Consider the following 17,706-nt stretch of genomic DNA (forward strand, 5'->3'; position numbering starts at 1 on the left):
AACGTCACTGATGATAAAAGCAAAGTTAATGCTATGAAGAAGGCTTTTTTATTCTAAAGAATTTTTGTTGAAATTTTCATTTATTAATTATTTTATGTAATTTATTGTTGTAGATTGTCTTTCAATCCACTATAATTTTACTATATGTAAATGATTGGGGGGCAAAAAATGAAGCTAAATTTATCTCATCTTGATTTTAGCTTTTTATATTCATTTATTAAGAAAAAAGGATTAGCTCGAAACTTGGCTATGCTATTGCTTGGTGTAATAGTTATTCCAATTTTAATTATTGGAATTGTAGCGGTAGCAACTTCTTATAATTCAATAATCAATAAAAGCAAAGATGGATACCTTTCAACTACACATTCTGCAGGGATGTATTTTGATGTAATATTTGAGAATATTGATCAATTGACTCTCCAACTTGTATCTAATAATACTATTATGAATTATTTTTCTGAAACATCAACAGACTATGGTAAGCCAATTGCAAGAGAAGAAGCTGAAAAAATGATATCAAACGTTATTTCAACAAGTAAATACATATCAGGTATATACATTGTAACTGATAAAAATACTACTATTACATATCCAATGCAAAGTATTACAAGTATTTATGACTTTGATAAGATAAAAAAATCAACATGGTATAAGAAAATTGCAGATTCAAAGGATAAAACAATATGGATAAACAACCATAAAGAAGCATTTGATGAAGTATCTCAAAAAAATGGTTACATAGTTGAACCCTATGCTGTATCAGCAGCAAGGCCATTTAAGGATATGAGGACAAATACAACACTTGGTGTTTTAATGTTTGATATAAGTGAAAAGAAGTTTAAAAAAGCAATGCAGATGATAAAATTATCACAACATGGCTTTTTGCTTGCATTGACCCCAGAATTTAAGGTTATTGCTCCAGATAACATTAACATGAAAATAGATACAAATACAAAATTTGTTAATGATGTAATAAATAAAATTGCATCCAATCAAGAAGAAGGTACTTTTGAATCACTGAATGGGAAAAACTCATCACTTATTTGTAATTTCCGTTCACCTTCTTCAGGCTGGACATACATAGGGGTTGTTCCTTTATCAGATTTATTGTCATCAGCAAATGGTTTAAGAACTCTCATTATAATAATTGCTATTATATTTACATTGATAGCATTAATTGTTGGGATTTTCTTTGCTTCAAGAATAGCATACGATGTTGAAAAAGTTACAAACGTTATGAGTATTGCCGCAAATGGAGATTTAAGGGTAAGTAGCGATATAAAGAGGAAAGATGAAATAGGTGTACTTTCCAATAGCTTTAATACTATGACAGAACAGATAAGAACATTAATCAAAAAAGGTGTTGAGCTATCAACGCAGGTAAATGAATCAATAGCAAATGTTGTAGCAATAGCAAATGAGACTTCAACAACATCAAATGATGTAGTAAGAGCGATACAAGAGATAGCTAAAGGTTCTTCTAACCAAGCACAAGAGGCAAATAAGATAACCGAAAGGGTAGCGGGATTTGGAAGCAAAATAAACTTGGTTGTTGAAGCATCAAATGAGATGGATAAATTATCAGAAAAGGTTAATAGGTATACTCAAAATGGGCTTGTTACAGTTGAGGATTTAAATAATAAAACCGAACAGACAACCAAAGTAACAACAGCAATGATGACAAATATCAAAGAGCTAACAAATTACACAAAATCGATAGGGAAGATAATAACATTACTTAGCAATATATCCGAGCAGACAAAGCTATTGGCATTGAACGCATCAATAGAGGCTGCAAAGGCTGGGGAGGCAGGAAGAGGATTTTCTGTTGTAGCAGCAGAGATAAGGAAATTAGCAGACCAATCAAGGAACTCAACTAAAGATATAGAAGAGATGCTAAGAAAGATAACAAACCAGGCGAATAATACAGAAACGGCAGCTGCATCAGTTGAAGCAATTATAAAGGAACAAATTAATTCAGTATCTGGAGTTTCCAAAGCCTTTAGCAAAATAACAAATGCAATGAGTGAGCTATCAAATAAGATAGAGGATATAAATAAATCGATACAGGAGATAGACAAGGATAAGAATGATATAATATATAGTATAGAGAGTATATCAGCAATTTCAGAAGAAACAGCAGCATCCTCAGAAGAGGTATCAGCATCAACCCAAGAGCAGTTAACAGCAATAGAAGAACTCAAATCAATGGCCGAAAAACTTTATTCTTTAGCACATGAACTAGAAAAAGCTATGGAGATATTTAAGATATAATTCTATGTTAAGGGTATCTTCTTAAAGATACCCTTATATTTTTAAAAACTACTTATTTTTAAAAAACGAATAAAATCTAAAAAAGAAAATTAAATTATGATAATTTATTTAAAAATAAATATTTCAATTTCATAAATATTTAATTATTTATTGTTATTAAACAACAAATTGTGATAAAATATTACATAATATGACATATCATTTAAAATGGAAGTGAAATTTTTATTATGCAAGGGACAAAACAATTTTTAGAAACAGTTAATAAATATCTTTTGGGTATCGATAATAGTGTTTCCATAAACAGATACAACAATACAAGTTTTGAAATATATTATGCGAATATGGAAAAGAAAAATATAAGAAGTATATTAATTGTTTTAGATAAATATAGTTATACTTTTTGTATTAATAATGTAATTAGCAAGATTAACAATCAAATAAAAGATATGATACCCAAAGGATACAAGATTCTGCTTTTCTTGAAAAAGCCTTTCAATGATGAAAATAAAATCATATATGAGATATTAAATTACATAAATGATATAAATTGTAAATTGGGGGGGGGGGGTATTTAACCCTAATAATACAATATATGTTAATAATGTAATAGAAATGAAAATTATAAAATCTAATAATATAAATAATAATGAATTTATTACTGTTTTTTACGGGCATAACTTTTATAAAGAATTAGATAGCGAAATGGATTTAAATCCTGAAAATTATATTTGTTTTATATTAAGAATAATGCTAAATACTATAAAAGATGATATAGATAGAAATACAAAAATATGGTTATTTATATATAGCTTTGATAAAGCGGATAATATTAAAAATGCAATATTGAATACTCACAAAAATTTTACTATTGATAATATTGAAAGAATATTTTTTTATAATGAGATATTATTAAATGAATGGATATATTATAAACAATCTTAACCATTATATTTAATCAAGTATTTATTTAAAAAATTTAACACTGAAATAGTGGTTATGTCAGAAGTGGGGAATGAAAAACTTGATGCTCAAGAAATATTCGAAGAGATAGTGAGCCTGCTTCATTGTTACAGTATGAAACTGTATAGCAAAAGAAAGATTAAAAAGATAAAAGAAATATTGGAGAGCGTAGAAGATGAAAAAGACAGTTAAAAGAGTTGAACAAATTCAACTAAATAGAAAACACGACATATGGAACTATTTTGATGAAATATGTTTTGCCTCAAAAAATTTATACAATTACGCCAATTATATTGTAAGACAATAATTTGTACACAATAACAAATGGATAAGATACAGGTAGTTAGATAGAGAATTAAAAAAACATGAAACTTACAAAAACCTGCCTGCCCAAACAGCCCAGCAAACATTGAGATTACTTGATAGAAATTGGAAATCGTTTTTTAATGCTATGAAAGAATGGAAGAAAGATAAAAGCAAATTTTTAGGCAGACCAATGTTGCCAAAGTATAAAAAGAAAGACGGTAAAGCCATTGCTATATTTACAAATCAGCAATGTAAGATTAAGAATGGTTATTTGACCTTCCCCAAAACAGATTTAACACTAAAAACTACAGTAACAGGTAAATTAAAAGAAGTGAGAGTAATACCTAATGAATGTGTTTACATTGTTAAAATAGTGTATGAGAAAGAGATATTGAATGAAGTTATAAAAGAGTCTCAAAGAATAGCAGGAATAGATTTAGGACTTGATAACTTTGTAACTTTGGTAAATAACATAGGTGTAAAGCCTATTGTTATTAATGGCAGATTTATCAAGTCGATTAATCAGTATTATAACAAGAGGAAAGCAGAACTTATGAGTTATATTGGCAATAGGGGGACAAGCAAAAGGATAGAAAAACTTACACTAAAAAGGAATAATAAAATAAAAGACTTTATGCACAAAACAAGCAGGTTTGTACTTAAATGGTGTAAAGAACACAACATTTATACTATTGTTATTGGCTATAACAAGGGATGGAAACAAGAAATAGAATTAGGTAAATTGAACAATCAAAACTTTACAGGGATTTCTTACTATTAATTTATCAATATACTTGAGTACAAATGTGAGGAAGAAGGAATTAATGTAATTAAGATAGAAGAAAGTTATACAAGTGGATGCAGTTCTCTTGATGGCAAAAAAGTATGTGAAGAAAATTATAACTCGAATCGTCGAATTACAAGAGGTTTATTTAAGAGCAACAAAGGGATTCTAATAAATGTTGATGTGAATGCAGCATATAATATTATGATAAAAGCATTCCCCGAAACGTTTGCAGAGGGGATAGAGGGTGTGGGGTTACACCCAGTTAGGCTAAATATAGCCTAATAAAGAATAGTATTTAATAAAATTTATGATAAGTTTTATTATATTAAACACTATTCATAACCTACCACTTAAATAAAAATTATATGAAATAGGTGATACTATGTTTTTGGTGTTGACTATTACCCAGAGCATTGGGAAGAGGAAAGATGGGAAACTGATGCCAAGCTTATGAAGGAAGCTCAGATTAATGTTGTAAGGCTTGCTGAGTTTGCTTGGTGTAGGCTTGAAAAAGAGGATGGAGTTTAAACCTTGTAAGTATTTAAAAAACTGTATATTGGAAACAGTAAACCTGATGATTTAAATTTTCCGAAATAAATACAGTTAGCAAAAGTAAAAGATATAATATCTTAAAGTTTTAGGTAAAAGATTGTAGAGATTTTTAATAATATTAATACATAGATATTATTAAACTTAATAAAGAAACTTTAGGATTAATAGTTATCAAAACAGGAATAATAGCTAATTAAAGGAGTAAGTGCCAAACATAATTAGAAAAAGAATCTATACAAATATCAATGACGGATGGAGATATAATAAATGGGGAATCAAATATTTTATTTATAGCTAATTACTACATAAGGAGCAATCATATTAATGGGTTTATTTGTAAGATATATATTATTAAAGAACTATTTAATGATTATGATTAAGGAAATATTTAAATTTATTAAAACAAAAAAAGTCATATTTATAACTGCTATTTTAATTAATTCTTTGATTTTTATTATTATTGTATGGATAAATATAGCAATAAATAGAATAATTAAAGGAGTATTATATTCAATAACTGGCATAGTTATTTATCTATTTAAATCAACATTAATGCTTAGATTTCTATTAAATCAATTAAAGTTTTTGGAAGATTTAAAATCCACAGCTTCTAATATGTTATTTCTATTCAATTCTCATTTACTCACTTTAAAATCAATAATCATAGCTATTTCTATTGGAAACTTAAATATATCAAAAGAGACTTTATTTTGAATAAACACAATAATATATTTAAATATTTATTCCTCTATATTATTTCTCTTTACTCTTATTTCTCAGTTAATGTTTATATATCAACGGGTACAATATCCAAAGAAGATGATAGTATTATATCTAACTGTTAAAAAATTAAGAAACATAGACAAACTATTTTTGAATATAAGACACTTAGTTGAATAGCTGTTTGGAATACGTATTACTTAATTATGGAGTAATTTTTTTACTTGTTACATTTAAATCTGATGATAAATATTTAAATCCTAATTATATTTTTGGAAGGTTTATAAAAGTGCTTAGCGAAATAGTTGGAATAAGCTTACCATCATATATAGAGAATTTAAATTGAATGATCATATTTGAAACATGGGTAAAAATTATTTATTTTATCTTAATGGGTATCTTTATTGTTGATTATCTATTAAATAATGAAGATAAAATTAAAAATTAGATTAATAAGATTTAGCTAAGAATTTTATTTTAATTTAATCCATAATTAATGAATATACAATAATATAAATAAAAATTTATATTTATATTAATTATATTTTTTCTTGAGCAAGTAGATAAAACCGCAATTATTTTTCTATGAGAATAGAATTGCTATAAAATTATTGTATTATGTATTAATGTTTATTTTATAAAAGAATATTTATCAAGTGTTAGTATTGTTTTTGATAATACTACTCTTTTATTTTTCTATTGGTCATAGAGAAATAGAAAAATTAGTAGAAAACTTTTTTTATATTATTCTATACATTTGCTTAATTGATTTAGATATAATTTAACTTATTAAATTTCATATCCAAATTTTATCCCTCATTTTTAGTAATTTGTCTATACTTGCTAAATAATATTTTAAATAATCATTTTTCAGTATCAAATCATTATACATATAAAATTATTAAAACTATGCCATTTATACAATTTTTTTAATTTTAATTAAATACAAGTAGAAATTAAACAATACAAGTTTAATATATTTAGTTTAATATATATAAAGGTATAAACCTCTAATTGTAGAATATTTAAAAAAACTATTGGAGGATACCTATTAATGTTTAATAACTCAAGCTAAAATATTTCATTATTGAAAAGGAAAGGGGTGTAAACAATTAGCTATAAATATGATATTATTGTCGACTATCTGATGGAGCTGATATATAACAATAATAGTAAAAAATTACCAAGTGAAATTGAACTTATGAGAAAATTTAATGTAAGTCGGCAAACAATTAGAAAAGCATATGATATTTTAAAGGAAAAAGGCTTTATCAATTCAAAACAAGGCAGAGGTTATTTTAAAGTTGAAAATATATATAACTCTAAAATAAATAAAAAAGACACTATTGCAATAATACTACCATTTTATAATAATTACATTTTTCCTGAAATATTACAAGGAATTCAGGATGAATTAGAGGATTATTACCTTTATATAAGGGGAACAAATAATTCGGTCATAAATGAAACAAAAATAATAAAAGAAATCTCTGAAAATGATTTTATTAAAGGAATTATAATTGAACCTACGCTTGATATGGTTGAAAGAGACTATGAACAGATAAAAATATGGAACAAATTAACCAACAGGCAAGTTCCAATAGTAACAATTGATAGTTATTACAAATTTATTGATAATTCATATGTTATTTTAGACGATCATTATGGTATGAAGCTAGCAATAGAATTTCTAGTAAATTTGAATCATAAAGTGATTGGGGGTATATTCCCAATAACAAGGGTTACAGGAATAAGAAGAAAAGAAGGATATAGATATTATCTGAAAAAATATGGTATTTATGATATTAAATATGAATTAGATATAGAAAATATTATGGCAAATAATAACGAATATTTGAACATATCAAATGCTACAGAAATAGAAAACCAAATTCAACAATGCTTTGAATATCCAATAGATTTTCTAAAATATTGTCTAAAAAATATATTAAATGATTTAAATAAAGCAACAGCATGGATATGTTTTAACGATATGATAGCGTTAATATTAATAGATGCTTTAAGAGAAAAAGGATTAAGTGTACCAAATGATGTTTCAGTTATTGGATTTGATGATTCTATTTTTTCAAATATTTCAGAAATTAAACTTACGACAATTTGGCATCCTAAATATTTTATGGGTAAAAAAGCTGGTCAAATTTTAAAAAAGTTATTATCAAAAAGAATTACAAAAGAAAAAGAAATAATAAAGCCAAGATTAATTATTCGAGATTCTGCAGCAAAAAATATTTAAATAATTATAAAAGATATTAAAGGAGGAAAACACTATGATAAAGTTTAGAAAAATTTTTATAGAGTTAATTATATCTTCATTAATAATTTCTTTAATTGTGCACCCAATAAATGTGCAAAGTGCAAATAGTAGTACAAAATCAAAATTAATAACAGTTTGGGGTTGGCCTGCTGCAGACAGTGCTTTTAATTCAGTAATAAAAGGATTTAATAAAGCTTATCCAAATGTAAAGGTTAAAATAGTAATGATGGCTACTGCTGATGTTCATAATAAATTATTAAGTTCATTAGCAGCTAAAGCAGGTGCCCCTGATGTTAGCATGATTGAAAATGCACAAATAGGCAAGTTTAAATCAACAGGTGGCTTAGAAAACCTATTAGTAAAACCATATAATGCAATAGAGTTGAAAAATCAATTTGTTCCATATGCATGGAGTGAAGCTTTAACTAATGATAATAGACTAATTGGGTTGCCATGGGATATCGGTCCATGCACATTATTTTATAGAAAAGATATTTTTAAAAAGGCAGGACTTCCAACAGAGCCAGAAAAAGTAGCTAAGTTGTTAAATACATGGGATAATTTTATTGAAGCAGGAAAGAAGATTGTAAAAAGTAATAATAAAGTATGGATGATGAGCAATGCAATAAATTTAATTGATATTTATTTTGGAGCTAGTTCAAGACATAATTTTTATGATAGTTCATATAACTTTATACTAAAAAAAGATGAGGTAGTAAAAGTATTAGACATTGCAAAAAAAATAAGAAATAACAAATTAGATGCAAAGGTTAATTTATGGACTCCTGAATGGCAAGCAATGTTAAAAGATGGGAAAATAGCAGTTGAAATAGTAGGTTCTTGGTTTGGTGGTTTCTTAAAAAGCTGGATTGCTCCTCAATCTAAAGGAGTATGGGGAGTTACTTATGTGCCAGAAAATGCGGCTTATAATTGGGGTGGCTCATTCTTAGCAATTCCATCACAAAGTAAAAATAAAAATGAAGCATGGAGTTTTATCAAATATTGTCTTGCAGATAAAAATTCTCAAAATACTATGTTTAAAACTGTTGATTATTTTCCCGCTTATATTCCAGCTTGGGATGATGATATGTACAAAGAAAAAGATCCATATTTTGATAATCAACAAACAAAATTGTTATGGATAGATATAGCTAAAAAAATAAAAAATATACATGTCACCAAATTAGACCCGATTGTTGCTCAAACATTAAATGAAGAAGCTACAAAAGCAATAAATCAAAATATTAATTCATCGGTTGTTGTTGATAATGCCTTTAAACGAATTGAACAACAGACTAAACAAGATATCAAAACTCTAAAAAACCAAAAATAATTAATAATGAGCTAATAGTTTTAACTTGATTTTCTAAAAAAAGAGCTAGGTAAAACCTAGCTCTAATAATTTAATATATATAAAGTCTATTTTTTGTGAAAGGAGTAAACAATTTAATGAATAGACTATTAATAAAATCTATTATTAAAAATAGATATGCTTATTTATATATATCGCCATTTTATATATTATTTGCAATATTTGGTGCTTTTCCAATTGGTTATGCTTTATATTTAAGTTTTTTCGAATGGGATGGAATATCAGAAAGAATTTATATAGGTTTTACAAACTACATAAATATATTTTCTGATAATTTATTTTGGAAATCTATTTTAAATACTGTTATAATGGCTGTTTTAGCACATATACCTATGTTGTTTTTAGCATTATTAATTGCTTTTTTAATAAATACAAATTTAGTAAATAAATTTTTTAAAGAATTATTACGAACATTATATTTTATGCCAATTATAACATCATCTGTAGCAGTAGCCTTAGTATTTATGACTTTATACGGCCAACAATATGGATTAATAAATAGTATATTGAAAATAATTGGCATCTCACCAATTGATTGGTGGGGAGGAAGTGGCTTTTTTATTAAACCAGCAATTATAATTTTATTTATTTGGCGTTGGATAGGTTGGAATATGGTTATTTATTTAGCTGGTTTTCAAAGTATACCTAGTGACCTATATGAAGCGGCAGAAATAGACGGAGCCACTAAAATTAGAGTTTTTTTTAGTATTGCTTTGCCAATAATCAAACCAATTATTCTTTATACTGTTATTATGTCTACAATTGGTGGTCTAACTATGTTTGAAGAACCTTTTATGCTTGTGGGAACTTCTGGTGGTACAAATTCAGAAGGTTTAACAATGTCATTGTACTTATATAGCCAAGCATTTGAATTTTCCCATTTTGGCTATGCATCAGCCTTTGGATTTTTAATTAGTTTAATAATTTTTTTATTTTCAATTATAAATTTAAAATTGTTTAGAACAGAGAGGTGATAAATTTATGAAAAAAGTATTAACAAATTTAGTATTATTTATTGGTGCAATAATAATGATTTTCCCTTTTTATTGGATGATTATTTTATCGACACATTCTTCACAAGAAATTTTTTCATTCCCACCTCCATTGCTTTTTGGAAAAAATTTATTAAAAAATATGGAAGTCTTAATTAATACTTTACCTTTAATAAAAAATTTTATAAATAGTTGTATTGTAGCATTTTCTTCGGTTGTACTTGTATTGTTTTTTTGCTCAATGGCTGGCTATGCTTTTGCTATGTATGATTTTCCTGGCAAAAACGCTTTATTTTTAATTTTATTAGCTTCTATGATGATACCAAGTATAATGACAATTGTTCCCTGGTTTATAATGATGACTCAGTTTGGTTGGGTCAACAAATTTTGGGGACTAATTATTCCTGGTGCTGCCAATGCATTTGGTATATTTTGGATGAGACAATACTGTGAAACTGTTGTTTCAAAACAATTGATAGAAGCTGCTCAAATAGATGGTTGTCCAGAATTTAAATTATATTTTAAAATAATAATGCCAATATTGCAACCAGGAATGGCTGCACTTGGTATATATACTTTTATAAATAATTGGAATAATTTTATGGGTCCATTACTTATATTAAAAGACCCAGAATATTTTACTTTACCAGTAGCTTTAAGTGCTTTAAAAGGTGATCCAACCAGAGGATACGATTACGGAGTATTAATGGCTGGAACAATGGTAGCTGTTATTCCTATCTTGATAATTTATATTCTATTTTCAAAATACATAATTGCAGGTATGACAGCAGGAGCACTTAAAGAGTAACATAAATCATATTGCAAATAATATTTCAGGAAGGTGATATTATGTTTTTTGGTGTTGACTACTACCCAGAGCATTGGGAAGAGGAAAGATGGGAAACTGATGCCAAGCTTATGAAGGAAGCTCAGATTAATGTTGTAAGGCTTGCTGAGTTTGCTTGGTGTAGATTAGAAAAAGAAGAAGGTGTATTTGATTTTGATTGGCTTGATAAGGCTATAGAAATTTTGTCTAAGTATGGTATTAAAGTAATATTAGGAACTCCCTCGGCAGCACTTCCAAGATGGTTACAGGAAAAATATCCTGAGGTATTGGCTGCAGATTTTGAAGGGAAAAGATTTTCATATGGTGGACGAAGAGATTACTGCCCCAATAGCAAGATATTAAGATATTATTTAGAGAGAATTGTAACCAAGTTAGCTCAAAGATATGGAAATAATCCAAATGTTATAGGTTGGCAGATAGACAATGAATTAGGCGGAGAAAATAGTGCTTGCCACTGTGAAAACTGTGAAAATGAGTTCAAAAGTTGGGTAAAGAAAAAGTATAAAACTATTGAAAACTTAAATAAAGAATGGGGACTTGTCTTTTGGTCACATGAACTATCTTCTTTTGAAGAAGTTTTTATTCCAAGAAAAGCTGTATCAGCACATAATCCATCATTGCTATTAAATTATAAAAGGTTTATGTCAGATAGCTTTATAAATTTTGCTAAGTTTCAAACTGACATTCTAAAAAGATATATTAGTGAGAATCAAATAATTACCCATAATTTTATGGGTGCTTTTGATGAAATAGATTATCACAAATTAGGTTCTTTAGTTGATGTTGTTGGATATGACTGCTATCATGCTGGTTTTTGGGCTCCACCACCAAAATGGTCTGATGTATCATTCCATAACAGCATAATGAAAGGTTTGAAAAATAAAAATTTCTGGATGATAGAACAACAAAGTGGAGCTGGTGGATGGCAGATTATTGGTGATAACCCACGACCAGGTGAAATTAAGCTTTGGTCATATCATTCCATAGCTGAAGGAGCTGATGCTTTGATCTATTTCAGATGGAGGACTGCTACATTTGGAATGGAAGAGTATTGGCATGGAGTACTTGATCATGATGGAGTTCCAAGAAGAAGATATCAAGAGGTTCAAAAAGTAGGGCAAGAACTAAAAAATATAGGCAATATAATAGAAAATACTAATATAAAAACTGACATAGCAATACTTAGGAGCTATGATAACTCATGGGTATTCAAAATACAGCCTCATAATAAGGCTTTGAATTATAACAATGTTTCTTCAATGTTTTATAAAGCTTTTAGAAAGCAAAACTATATGGTTGATACAATTTTTGAAGATGCTGACTTTTCAAAGTATAAGGTGATTGTCGCACCACTACTTATAATGCCAAGTAGCAAATTAGTTGAAAAATTATATGATTTTGCAAAGAATGGCGGTAGGCTAATTTTATCATACAGAAGTGGTGTTAAAGACATTGAAAACAAAATACTTAAGATACAGCCTCCAGGTCCATTCAAGGAATTGATTGGGGCAGAGGTTTTTGAATATGATGCATTTTTCAGCAGAAAAAATAGTATTTCATCTGATATTATTGCCTGCAGTTCTAATGTAGACCTTTGGGCAGATATTTTAGAAACTAATACAGCAAAGCCTTTAGCATATTATAAAGATGATTACATGAAGGATAAGATAGCGATAACAGAAAATAGCTTTGGTAATGGTAAGGTTTATTATATAGGCAGTATGCCTAATGATGAATTTCTGAAGAAATTATCCAATTATATCTTAAAAGATACCGATATAAAGCCAATATATCAGAATATATTAGAGAATATAGTATTTACAGAAAGGTATGCAGAAAACTATAAACTTACGTTCATTTTGAATTATGAAAACAAGGAATATGAAATAGATAATAGCTTTATAGATGGCTATGATATAATTACAAATGAACAATATGGAGAAAAGATAAAACTAAAGCCTTTTGATGTAAAGATTATAAAAACTAATTTATAGCTTAACGTGGCAAGACATCTTTTGAAATAAGAAAAATATAGAAGCAAATTCGAAAAGAAAGAAATATTTATTTAATACATTACACTGGTTCCAAACAGGGGAAGAAGGAGCAATTATTTCTGAGTTCTCAACATGAAATTCTGATGAGATTGATATATTTACAGATGCAAGGATTAAGAGAATACAAGTAATAGAATAGACACTAAGAATATTATAGGTTATATGCTCTTATGAATTATCATAGAGGCTATCCAAAGAAAATAGGATAGCCTCAACTTTTACAAGGGGATTTACTTTTATTTATTAAACATAACCTTAATTGTTTTAATTTCAAATGGTTTAAAATCTACCAATATATTATTCTGGCTAACTTCTAACTTTGAAGTAATATTTTCCAACATATCACATTCGAATGCTTCTTTAATATTATCCCATAAAGTTATTTTTGTGCTTTCCCTTCTATTAAAGCATTCATATAGCCTTAATATGATAGAATTATCATCTTCCGCTTTTTTTACTACCTCGACTACAATATTATTCTTATCAACCGATATAAATGAGTTTGTATTTGGTAGAATACCTTTCTGTTTATCTTTTATAATACAATAAACTGGAGTATTCAATGAATACGCCATTTGGTGAGTATTACCTTCTTTCCAATTTCCTATATGAGGATATAACGAATAAGTAAAATAATGTTCTTCTCTATCTGCTTCCTTATTTGGTTCAATACCAGATTTTATTAAAGTTAAACCGATCTCATTATCTATTACACTATGGCCGTATTTTGAATCATTTAATAATGAGACCCCATAATTGTCCTCAGAAATATCAACCCATTTATGACCAACAGATTCAAATCTTGCAATATCCCATGTAGTATTGAGATGTGTTGGCCTTTCAATGTTTCCATATTGAATATCGAAAGTTGCTTTTGTCGCATTTATATCTAATGGGAACAAAACTTTAAGTAAAGTTTGATCTTCTTTCCAGTTTATATATGTTTTAAAATCAATTCTTGGTATATCGTTGTATAAAATTATATCTTGTTCTATTATTGAATCTTTATATTCTCTATTTACTCTTAAAACTATTCTTATTGGGCCATTTTCGATAATCTTTATAGATTTTATATCATCTATAATCCAGAATTTTTCTCTATAATAAAAATCAATATCCCAGTTATCAAAATTCATTGGCTTATCCTCATATGCAACAAACAGATTTCCTTTTTTATTCTTTTTAAGTATTTGTCTATTACACCTTTTATCCAAAATATTATTGATATTTCCGTATTCATCTAATGTTACTTTAAAATATCTATTTTCTAACACATTAGAATTAATAATGAAACTATTATCAGATTGTTTTAAACTTCCTTCAATAATTTTAAATAATTTATAACCTTTAGCTGGGATATTTTGAGCATAAAAGATATATTTATTATCGTTTGTTTGTTGTACGTAATATTTATTGCCATCCATGTCTTCTAAATAAAATTCGCCAAGTGAATGATATTCAAAATCAACAATTTCATTACGTGTAAAAGATAGAGTATTAAATACCACTAATGATCTATAAGAAATATCTATTTTACTACAAATATAATCTATCGAATTTTTAAGTATATTCTTGCTTATCTCTTGAGCTTGTAAATATTGTATTTTTGAATCCTCATAAACTTCCTTAATCGATGAACCAGGTAAGATATCATGAAATTGATTCAGTAATAATATTTTCCAGCCATTATTTAAATCATCTTGTGGATAAGGTATTCCTAAATATGAAGCAATAGAAGCTAAAAATTCTGCATCTTGATACATTATTTCTGATGTTCGATTAAATTTTTTATTTCTTGACATAGAAGTATATGTACCTCTATGATATTCTAAATATAGTTCACCAACCCATTTAGGTAGATATTTATTATTATTAATATTTTGTTCTAATTGTTCAAAATACTCTTTTAATGTTCCAAGTTTAACTTTTGGGATATTAGCAATTCCATTTTTCATTCTTTTTGCATTTTCTAACATTTCACGAGTTGGTCCACCACCACCATCACCATATCCATAAGCTATAAGAACATTATTATTAATATTTTTTTGTTGATATCTTTCCCAAGCACCCAATACCTGTGAGGGATTTATTATACCATTGTAAGTAGTCATATGCCATTTATCCTTATAATCCTTAGTTGATATAAAGTAAGTCAATATTTCTGTTCCATCAATTCCTTGCCATAAAAATGTGTCATACGGGAACTTGTTAAATTGATTCCAACTTATTTTTGTAGTTACAAAATAATCAATTCCACTTTTTTTAAGAATTTGTGGCAAAGCAGCACTATAACCAAACACATCAGGCAACCAAAGAATTTTGTTATCAACATTAAATTCTTTTTTGAAAAAACGTTTACCAAATAAAATCTGCCTAATTAGTGATTCACCTGATGTTACATTACAATCTGCTTCTAACCACATTGAGCCTTCGGGTTCCCATTTTCCTTCTTTTATTTTTTGTTTTATTCTTTCATAAACCTCAGGATAATCCTCCTTAATAAATTGATATAGCTGCGGCTGGCTTGACATAAATCTATATTCAGGATATTCATCCATCAACTTTAATACAGATAAAAAACTTCTCAATGCTTTTTGACGAGTTTGACTCAAACGCCATAACCATGCCACATCAATATGTGTATGCCCAATACAGGTAGCAATAATGTTTTCATGGGCTTTGTTATTTTTATAAAATTCATTATTAATATAATTTTTTGCTTCTAAGACAGATTTAAAGAAATGGTTTGATAATGGTTTTCTTAAATCAATTAAATTTATAGTATTATTAACAATCTTTAATATATTATATTTATCTAAACTTTCATCAGGAATAAATTCTAAACTATTTATTAATACTTCCAGGTCAAAAAATAGGTCCTTCACATCTCTATTAAACTGAGCAATTTCAACAAAAAGCTTTAGCTCTTTATAAAGCATACCTGTATGTGCATGTAAATCTATTCTTATATTTTCCCCTTCTACAAAATGCTCACTTAATATTACTTCTCTGTGATTAACATCAATACCTTGTATCATATTGCCATTTAAGAATAGTATAAATTGTGGGTTTATTGCATCCCAACCATCAGTATCTGTATAAATTAAAAGTGCTAAATCTTTATTTTCTAATATCTTTGGAATTTTGAATTCAGCCTTAAACCAGAAATTTTTATCAATACCTGCCCATCGATCATATTTTTTGAGTTTATTCCATTTATTATTTTCTATCTTATCAACTTCATTTGGTGATTTATAATGCCCCTCAATAAAATCAAATTCTTCAATTGCATATCTATTAATAAATATATAATTTTTTAATTCATCAGTTATTTTTTTTGCTCTTTCCCTTAAAAAAAACATGATATTAACCTCCATGAAACGTTTATAATTTTCTGACGCTGTTTCCTTCAACCAACCTATAAGATACATAATTTGTTTTAATTTCTAATGTTTGATTATTTACTAATTTATCAATACATTCAATTGCTAATTGAGCAATCCTTTCTTCATCTTGTTTAATATGTGTTATCAGTATATTATTAGGATACATTGCAAAATATGAGGTATCAAAACACACTAATGAAATATCATCCGGAACTTTCAAATTCATTTTCATTAATGCTTTCAGTGTTAAATACAATGTATTAGTATTTATGCATATTAATGATGTAATCTCCTTGTTATTATTTAGGTATTTGCATATACTATTTATTGCTTCTCTTGTTAAATGACTATCGTTTTCAATATTATAATTCCAACAAGCTTCAAAAGGTATTTCAGTAAAAACATATCTTTTTTTATATTTGATATTATTTATTGCCAACTCTTCAATATATCCATTAATTCTTTCTTCTATACTTGAAGCAGCTGTTGGTGCAAAACTAATTATACCAATGTTTTTATGATTCATTTTTATTAAATATCTTGTTAAATTTTGCATTGCTTCTTTATGATTTATTGAAACAGACGCAATATTAAGTCCGGCAAACTTTTTATCAATTAAAACAATTGGGAAATTTTTAATACTAAGCTGAACAATTTCAGGATTATAACTTTCATTGTGGACAGGATTCATAACTATTCCTTTTACTTCAGATTCCATTAACTGATTTATTGCTATTTTTTCATTTTCATAACTGTTAATACTTATTTTTGTAATTACATCATATCCATATTCAGATGAGTATTTTAGAAAATATTTTGTAAAATTCTTTCCAAAACTTTGATCAATATCTTCTAAAATTAATCCAATACACTTCTTATATTTTTCAGTAGATTCAGCCTTATTTTCTTGAACATTTATTAATTGATTTTTTATAAATATACCTTTTCCCCTTATTTTATAAACTATACCATCTTTCTCTAAAAGCTCCAACGCTTTTTTGATGGTAATCTTACTTGTACCAAAAAGTTTACATAACTCTTCTTCGGTACCTAACTTATCTCCAGTTTTTAAATTATTCTGTTCAATAATTGCTATTAATTTATTGTATATGTCTATATATTTTATTGTAATTGATTGCATCAAATCACTTCCTCATATTGTAATACAAAAAATATAACAT

12 protein-coding genes and 4 pseudogenes are annotated in these 17,706 nt (G+C 27.2%); 14 read left to right on the top strand and 2 right to left on the bottom strand.

Features of this window, described 5'->3' with window-relative positions:
- Nucleotides 1-168 precede the first annotated feature (168 nt).
- From ACAG39_09465 to ACAG39_09530, 14 genes and pseudogenes are all read left to right on the top strand, one after another.
- Entirely contained in the window at nucleotides 169-2,274 is a 2,106-nt protein-coding gene (locus ACAG39_09465) for a methyl-accepting chemotaxis protein (GenBank protein MEZ0537463.1), read from the top strand.
- 227 nt (nucleotides 2,275-2,501) lie between these two features.
- The gene (locus ACAG39_09470; protein ID MEZ0537464.1) at nucleotides 2,502-2,849 is read left to right on the top strand and encodes a hypothetical protein; all 348 of its coding nucleotides are present in this window, start codon (nucleotides 2,502-2,504) and stop codon (nucleotides 2,847-2,849) included.
- Nucleotides 2,850-2,886: 37 nt separating this feature from the next.
- Nucleotides 2,887-3,216, top strand: a complete 330-nt coding sequence (locus ACAG39_09475; protein ID MEZ0537465.1) for a hypothetical protein — start codon at nucleotides 2,887-2,889, stop codon at nucleotides 3,214-3,216.
- A gap of 9 nt (nucleotides 3,217-3,225) precedes the next feature.
- Nucleotides 3,226-3,426, top strand: a pseudogene (locus tag ACAG39_09480) (IS607 family transposase).
- Nucleotides 3,410-4,609, top strand: a pseudogene (locus ACAG39_09485) (RNA-guided endonuclease InsQ/TnpB family protein). Before ACAG39_09480 ends, ACAG39_09485 begins: the two co-directional pseudogenes overlap by 17 nt.
- A 108-nt stretch (nucleotides 4,610-4,717) precedes the next feature.
- A pseudogene (locus tag ACAG39_09490) lies at nucleotides 4,718-4,849 on the top strand (beta-galactosidase).
- A gap of 354 nt (nucleotides 4,850-5,203) precedes the next feature.
- Nucleotides 5,204-5,593 carry a hypothetical protein gene (locus tag ACAG39_09495; GenBank protein ID MEZ0537466.1) on the top strand — a complete coding sequence of 130 codons (390 nt, stop codon included), beginning with the start codon at nucleotides 5,204-5,206 and terminating at the stop codon, nucleotides 5,591-5,593.
- 190 nt (nucleotides 5,594-5,783) lie between these two features.
- Nucleotides 5,784-5,945 carry a hypothetical protein gene (locus ACAG39_09500; protein MEZ0537467.1) on the top strand — a complete coding sequence of 54 codons (162 nt, stop codon included), beginning with the start codon at nucleotides 5,784-5,786 and terminating at the stop codon, nucleotides 5,943-5,945.
- An 801-nt stretch (nucleotides 5,946-6,746) separates the two neighbouring features.
- Nucleotides 6,747-7,853 (top strand): substrate-binding domain-containing protein, encoded by a 1,107-nt coding sequence (locus tag ACAG39_09505; protein MEZ0537468.1) that lies wholly within the window; start codon nucleotides 6,747-6,749, stop codon nucleotides 7,851-7,853.
- 34 nt (nucleotides 7,854-7,887) lie between these two features.
- Entirely contained in the window at nucleotides 7,888-9,207 is a 1,320-nt protein-coding gene (locus tag ACAG39_09510) for an extracellular solute-binding protein (protein MEZ0537469.1), read from the top strand.
- 116 nt (nucleotides 9,208-9,323) lie between these two features.
- Complete coding sequence (locus ACAG39_09515) at nucleotides 9,324-10,220, top strand: carbohydrate ABC transporter permease (GenBank protein MEZ0537470.1); 897 nt, start codon at nucleotides 9,324-9,326, stop codon at nucleotides 10,218-10,220.
- A gap of 7 nt (nucleotides 10,221-10,227) precedes the next feature.
- Nucleotides 10,228-11,046 carry a carbohydrate ABC transporter permease gene (locus tag ACAG39_09520; protein MEZ0537471.1) on the top strand — a complete coding sequence of 273 codons (819 nt, stop codon included), beginning with the start codon at nucleotides 10,228-10,230 and terminating at the stop codon, nucleotides 11,044-11,046.
- Between the two features lie 41 nt (nucleotides 11,047-11,087).
- Entirely contained in the window at nucleotides 11,088-13,079 is a 1,992-nt protein-coding gene (locus ACAG39_09525; protein MEZ0537472.1) for a beta-galactosidase, read from the top strand.
- A 73-nt stretch (nucleotides 13,080-13,152) separates the two neighbouring features.
- Nucleotides 13,153-13,278 (top strand): annotated as a pseudogene (locus ACAG39_09530) (D-lyxose/D-mannose family sugar isomerase).
- A gap of 97 nt (nucleotides 13,279-13,375) precedes the next feature.
- Here the strand turns inward: ACAG39_09530 and ACAG39_09535 are convergent.
- Entirely contained in the window at nucleotides 13,376-16,501 is a 3,126-nt protein-coding gene (locus ACAG39_09535; protein ID MEZ0537473.1) for an alpha-mannosidase, read from the bottom strand.
- Between the two features lie 22 nt (nucleotides 16,502-16,523).
- Nucleotides 16,524-17,666, bottom strand: coding sequence for a GntR family transcriptional regulator (locus ACAG39_09540; protein MEZ0537474.1), 1,143 nt, complete (start codon nucleotides 17,664-17,666; stop codon nucleotides 16,524-16,526).
- Nucleotides 17,667-17,706 lie beyond the last annotated feature (40 nt).

Source organism: Caldicellulosiruptoraceae bacterium PP1 (assembly GCA_041320695.1).
Classification (GTDB): domain Bacteria; phylum Bacillota; class Thermoanaerobacteria; order Caldicellulosiruptorales; family Caldicellulosiruptoraceae; genus JBGGOQ01.

Bases quoted from the DNA above. Each gene is read 5' to 3' on its own strand.
- ACAG39_09470 (MEZ0537464.1), top strand. From the start codon at position 2,502: ATGCAAGGGACAAAACAATTTTTAGAAACAGTTAATAAATATCTTTTG.
- ACAG39_09540 (MEZ0537474.1), bottom strand. From the start codon at position 17,666: ATGCAATCAATTACAATAAAATATATAGACATATACAATAAATTAATA.
- ACAG39_09520 (MEZ0537471.1), top strand. From the start codon at position 10,228: ATGAAAAAAGTATTAACAAATTTAGTATTATTTATTGGTGCAATAATA.
- ACAG39_09510 (MEZ0537469.1), top strand. From the start codon at position 7,888: ATGATAAAGTTTAGAAAAATTTTTATAGAGTTAATTATATCTTCATTA.
- ACAG39_09465 (MEZ0537463.1), top strand. From the start codon at position 169: ATGAAGCTAAATTTATCTCATCTTGATTTTAGCTTTTTATATTCATTT.
- ACAG39_09495 (MEZ0537466.1), top strand. From the start codon at position 5,204: ATGGGTTTATTTGTAAGATATATATTATTAAAGAACTATTTAATGATT.
- ACAG39_09515 (MEZ0537470.1), top strand. From the start codon at position 9,324: ATGAATAGACTATTAATAAAATCTATTATTAAAAATAGATATGCTTAT.
- ACAG39_09525 (MEZ0537472.1), top strand. From the start codon at position 11,088: ATGTTTTTTGGTGTTGACTACTACCCAGAGCATTGGGAAGAGGAAAGA.
- ACAG39_09475 (MEZ0537465.1), top strand. From the start codon at position 2,887: ATGAAAATTATAAAATCTAATAATATAAATAATAATGAATTTATTACT.
- ACAG39_09535 (MEZ0537473.1), bottom strand. From the start codon at position 16,501: ATGTTTTTTTTAAGGGAAAGAGCAAAAAAAATAACTGATGAATTAAAA.
- ACAG39_09505 (MEZ0537468.1), top strand. From the start codon at position 6,747: ATGGAGCTGATATATAACAATAATAGTAAAAAATTACCAAGTGAAATT.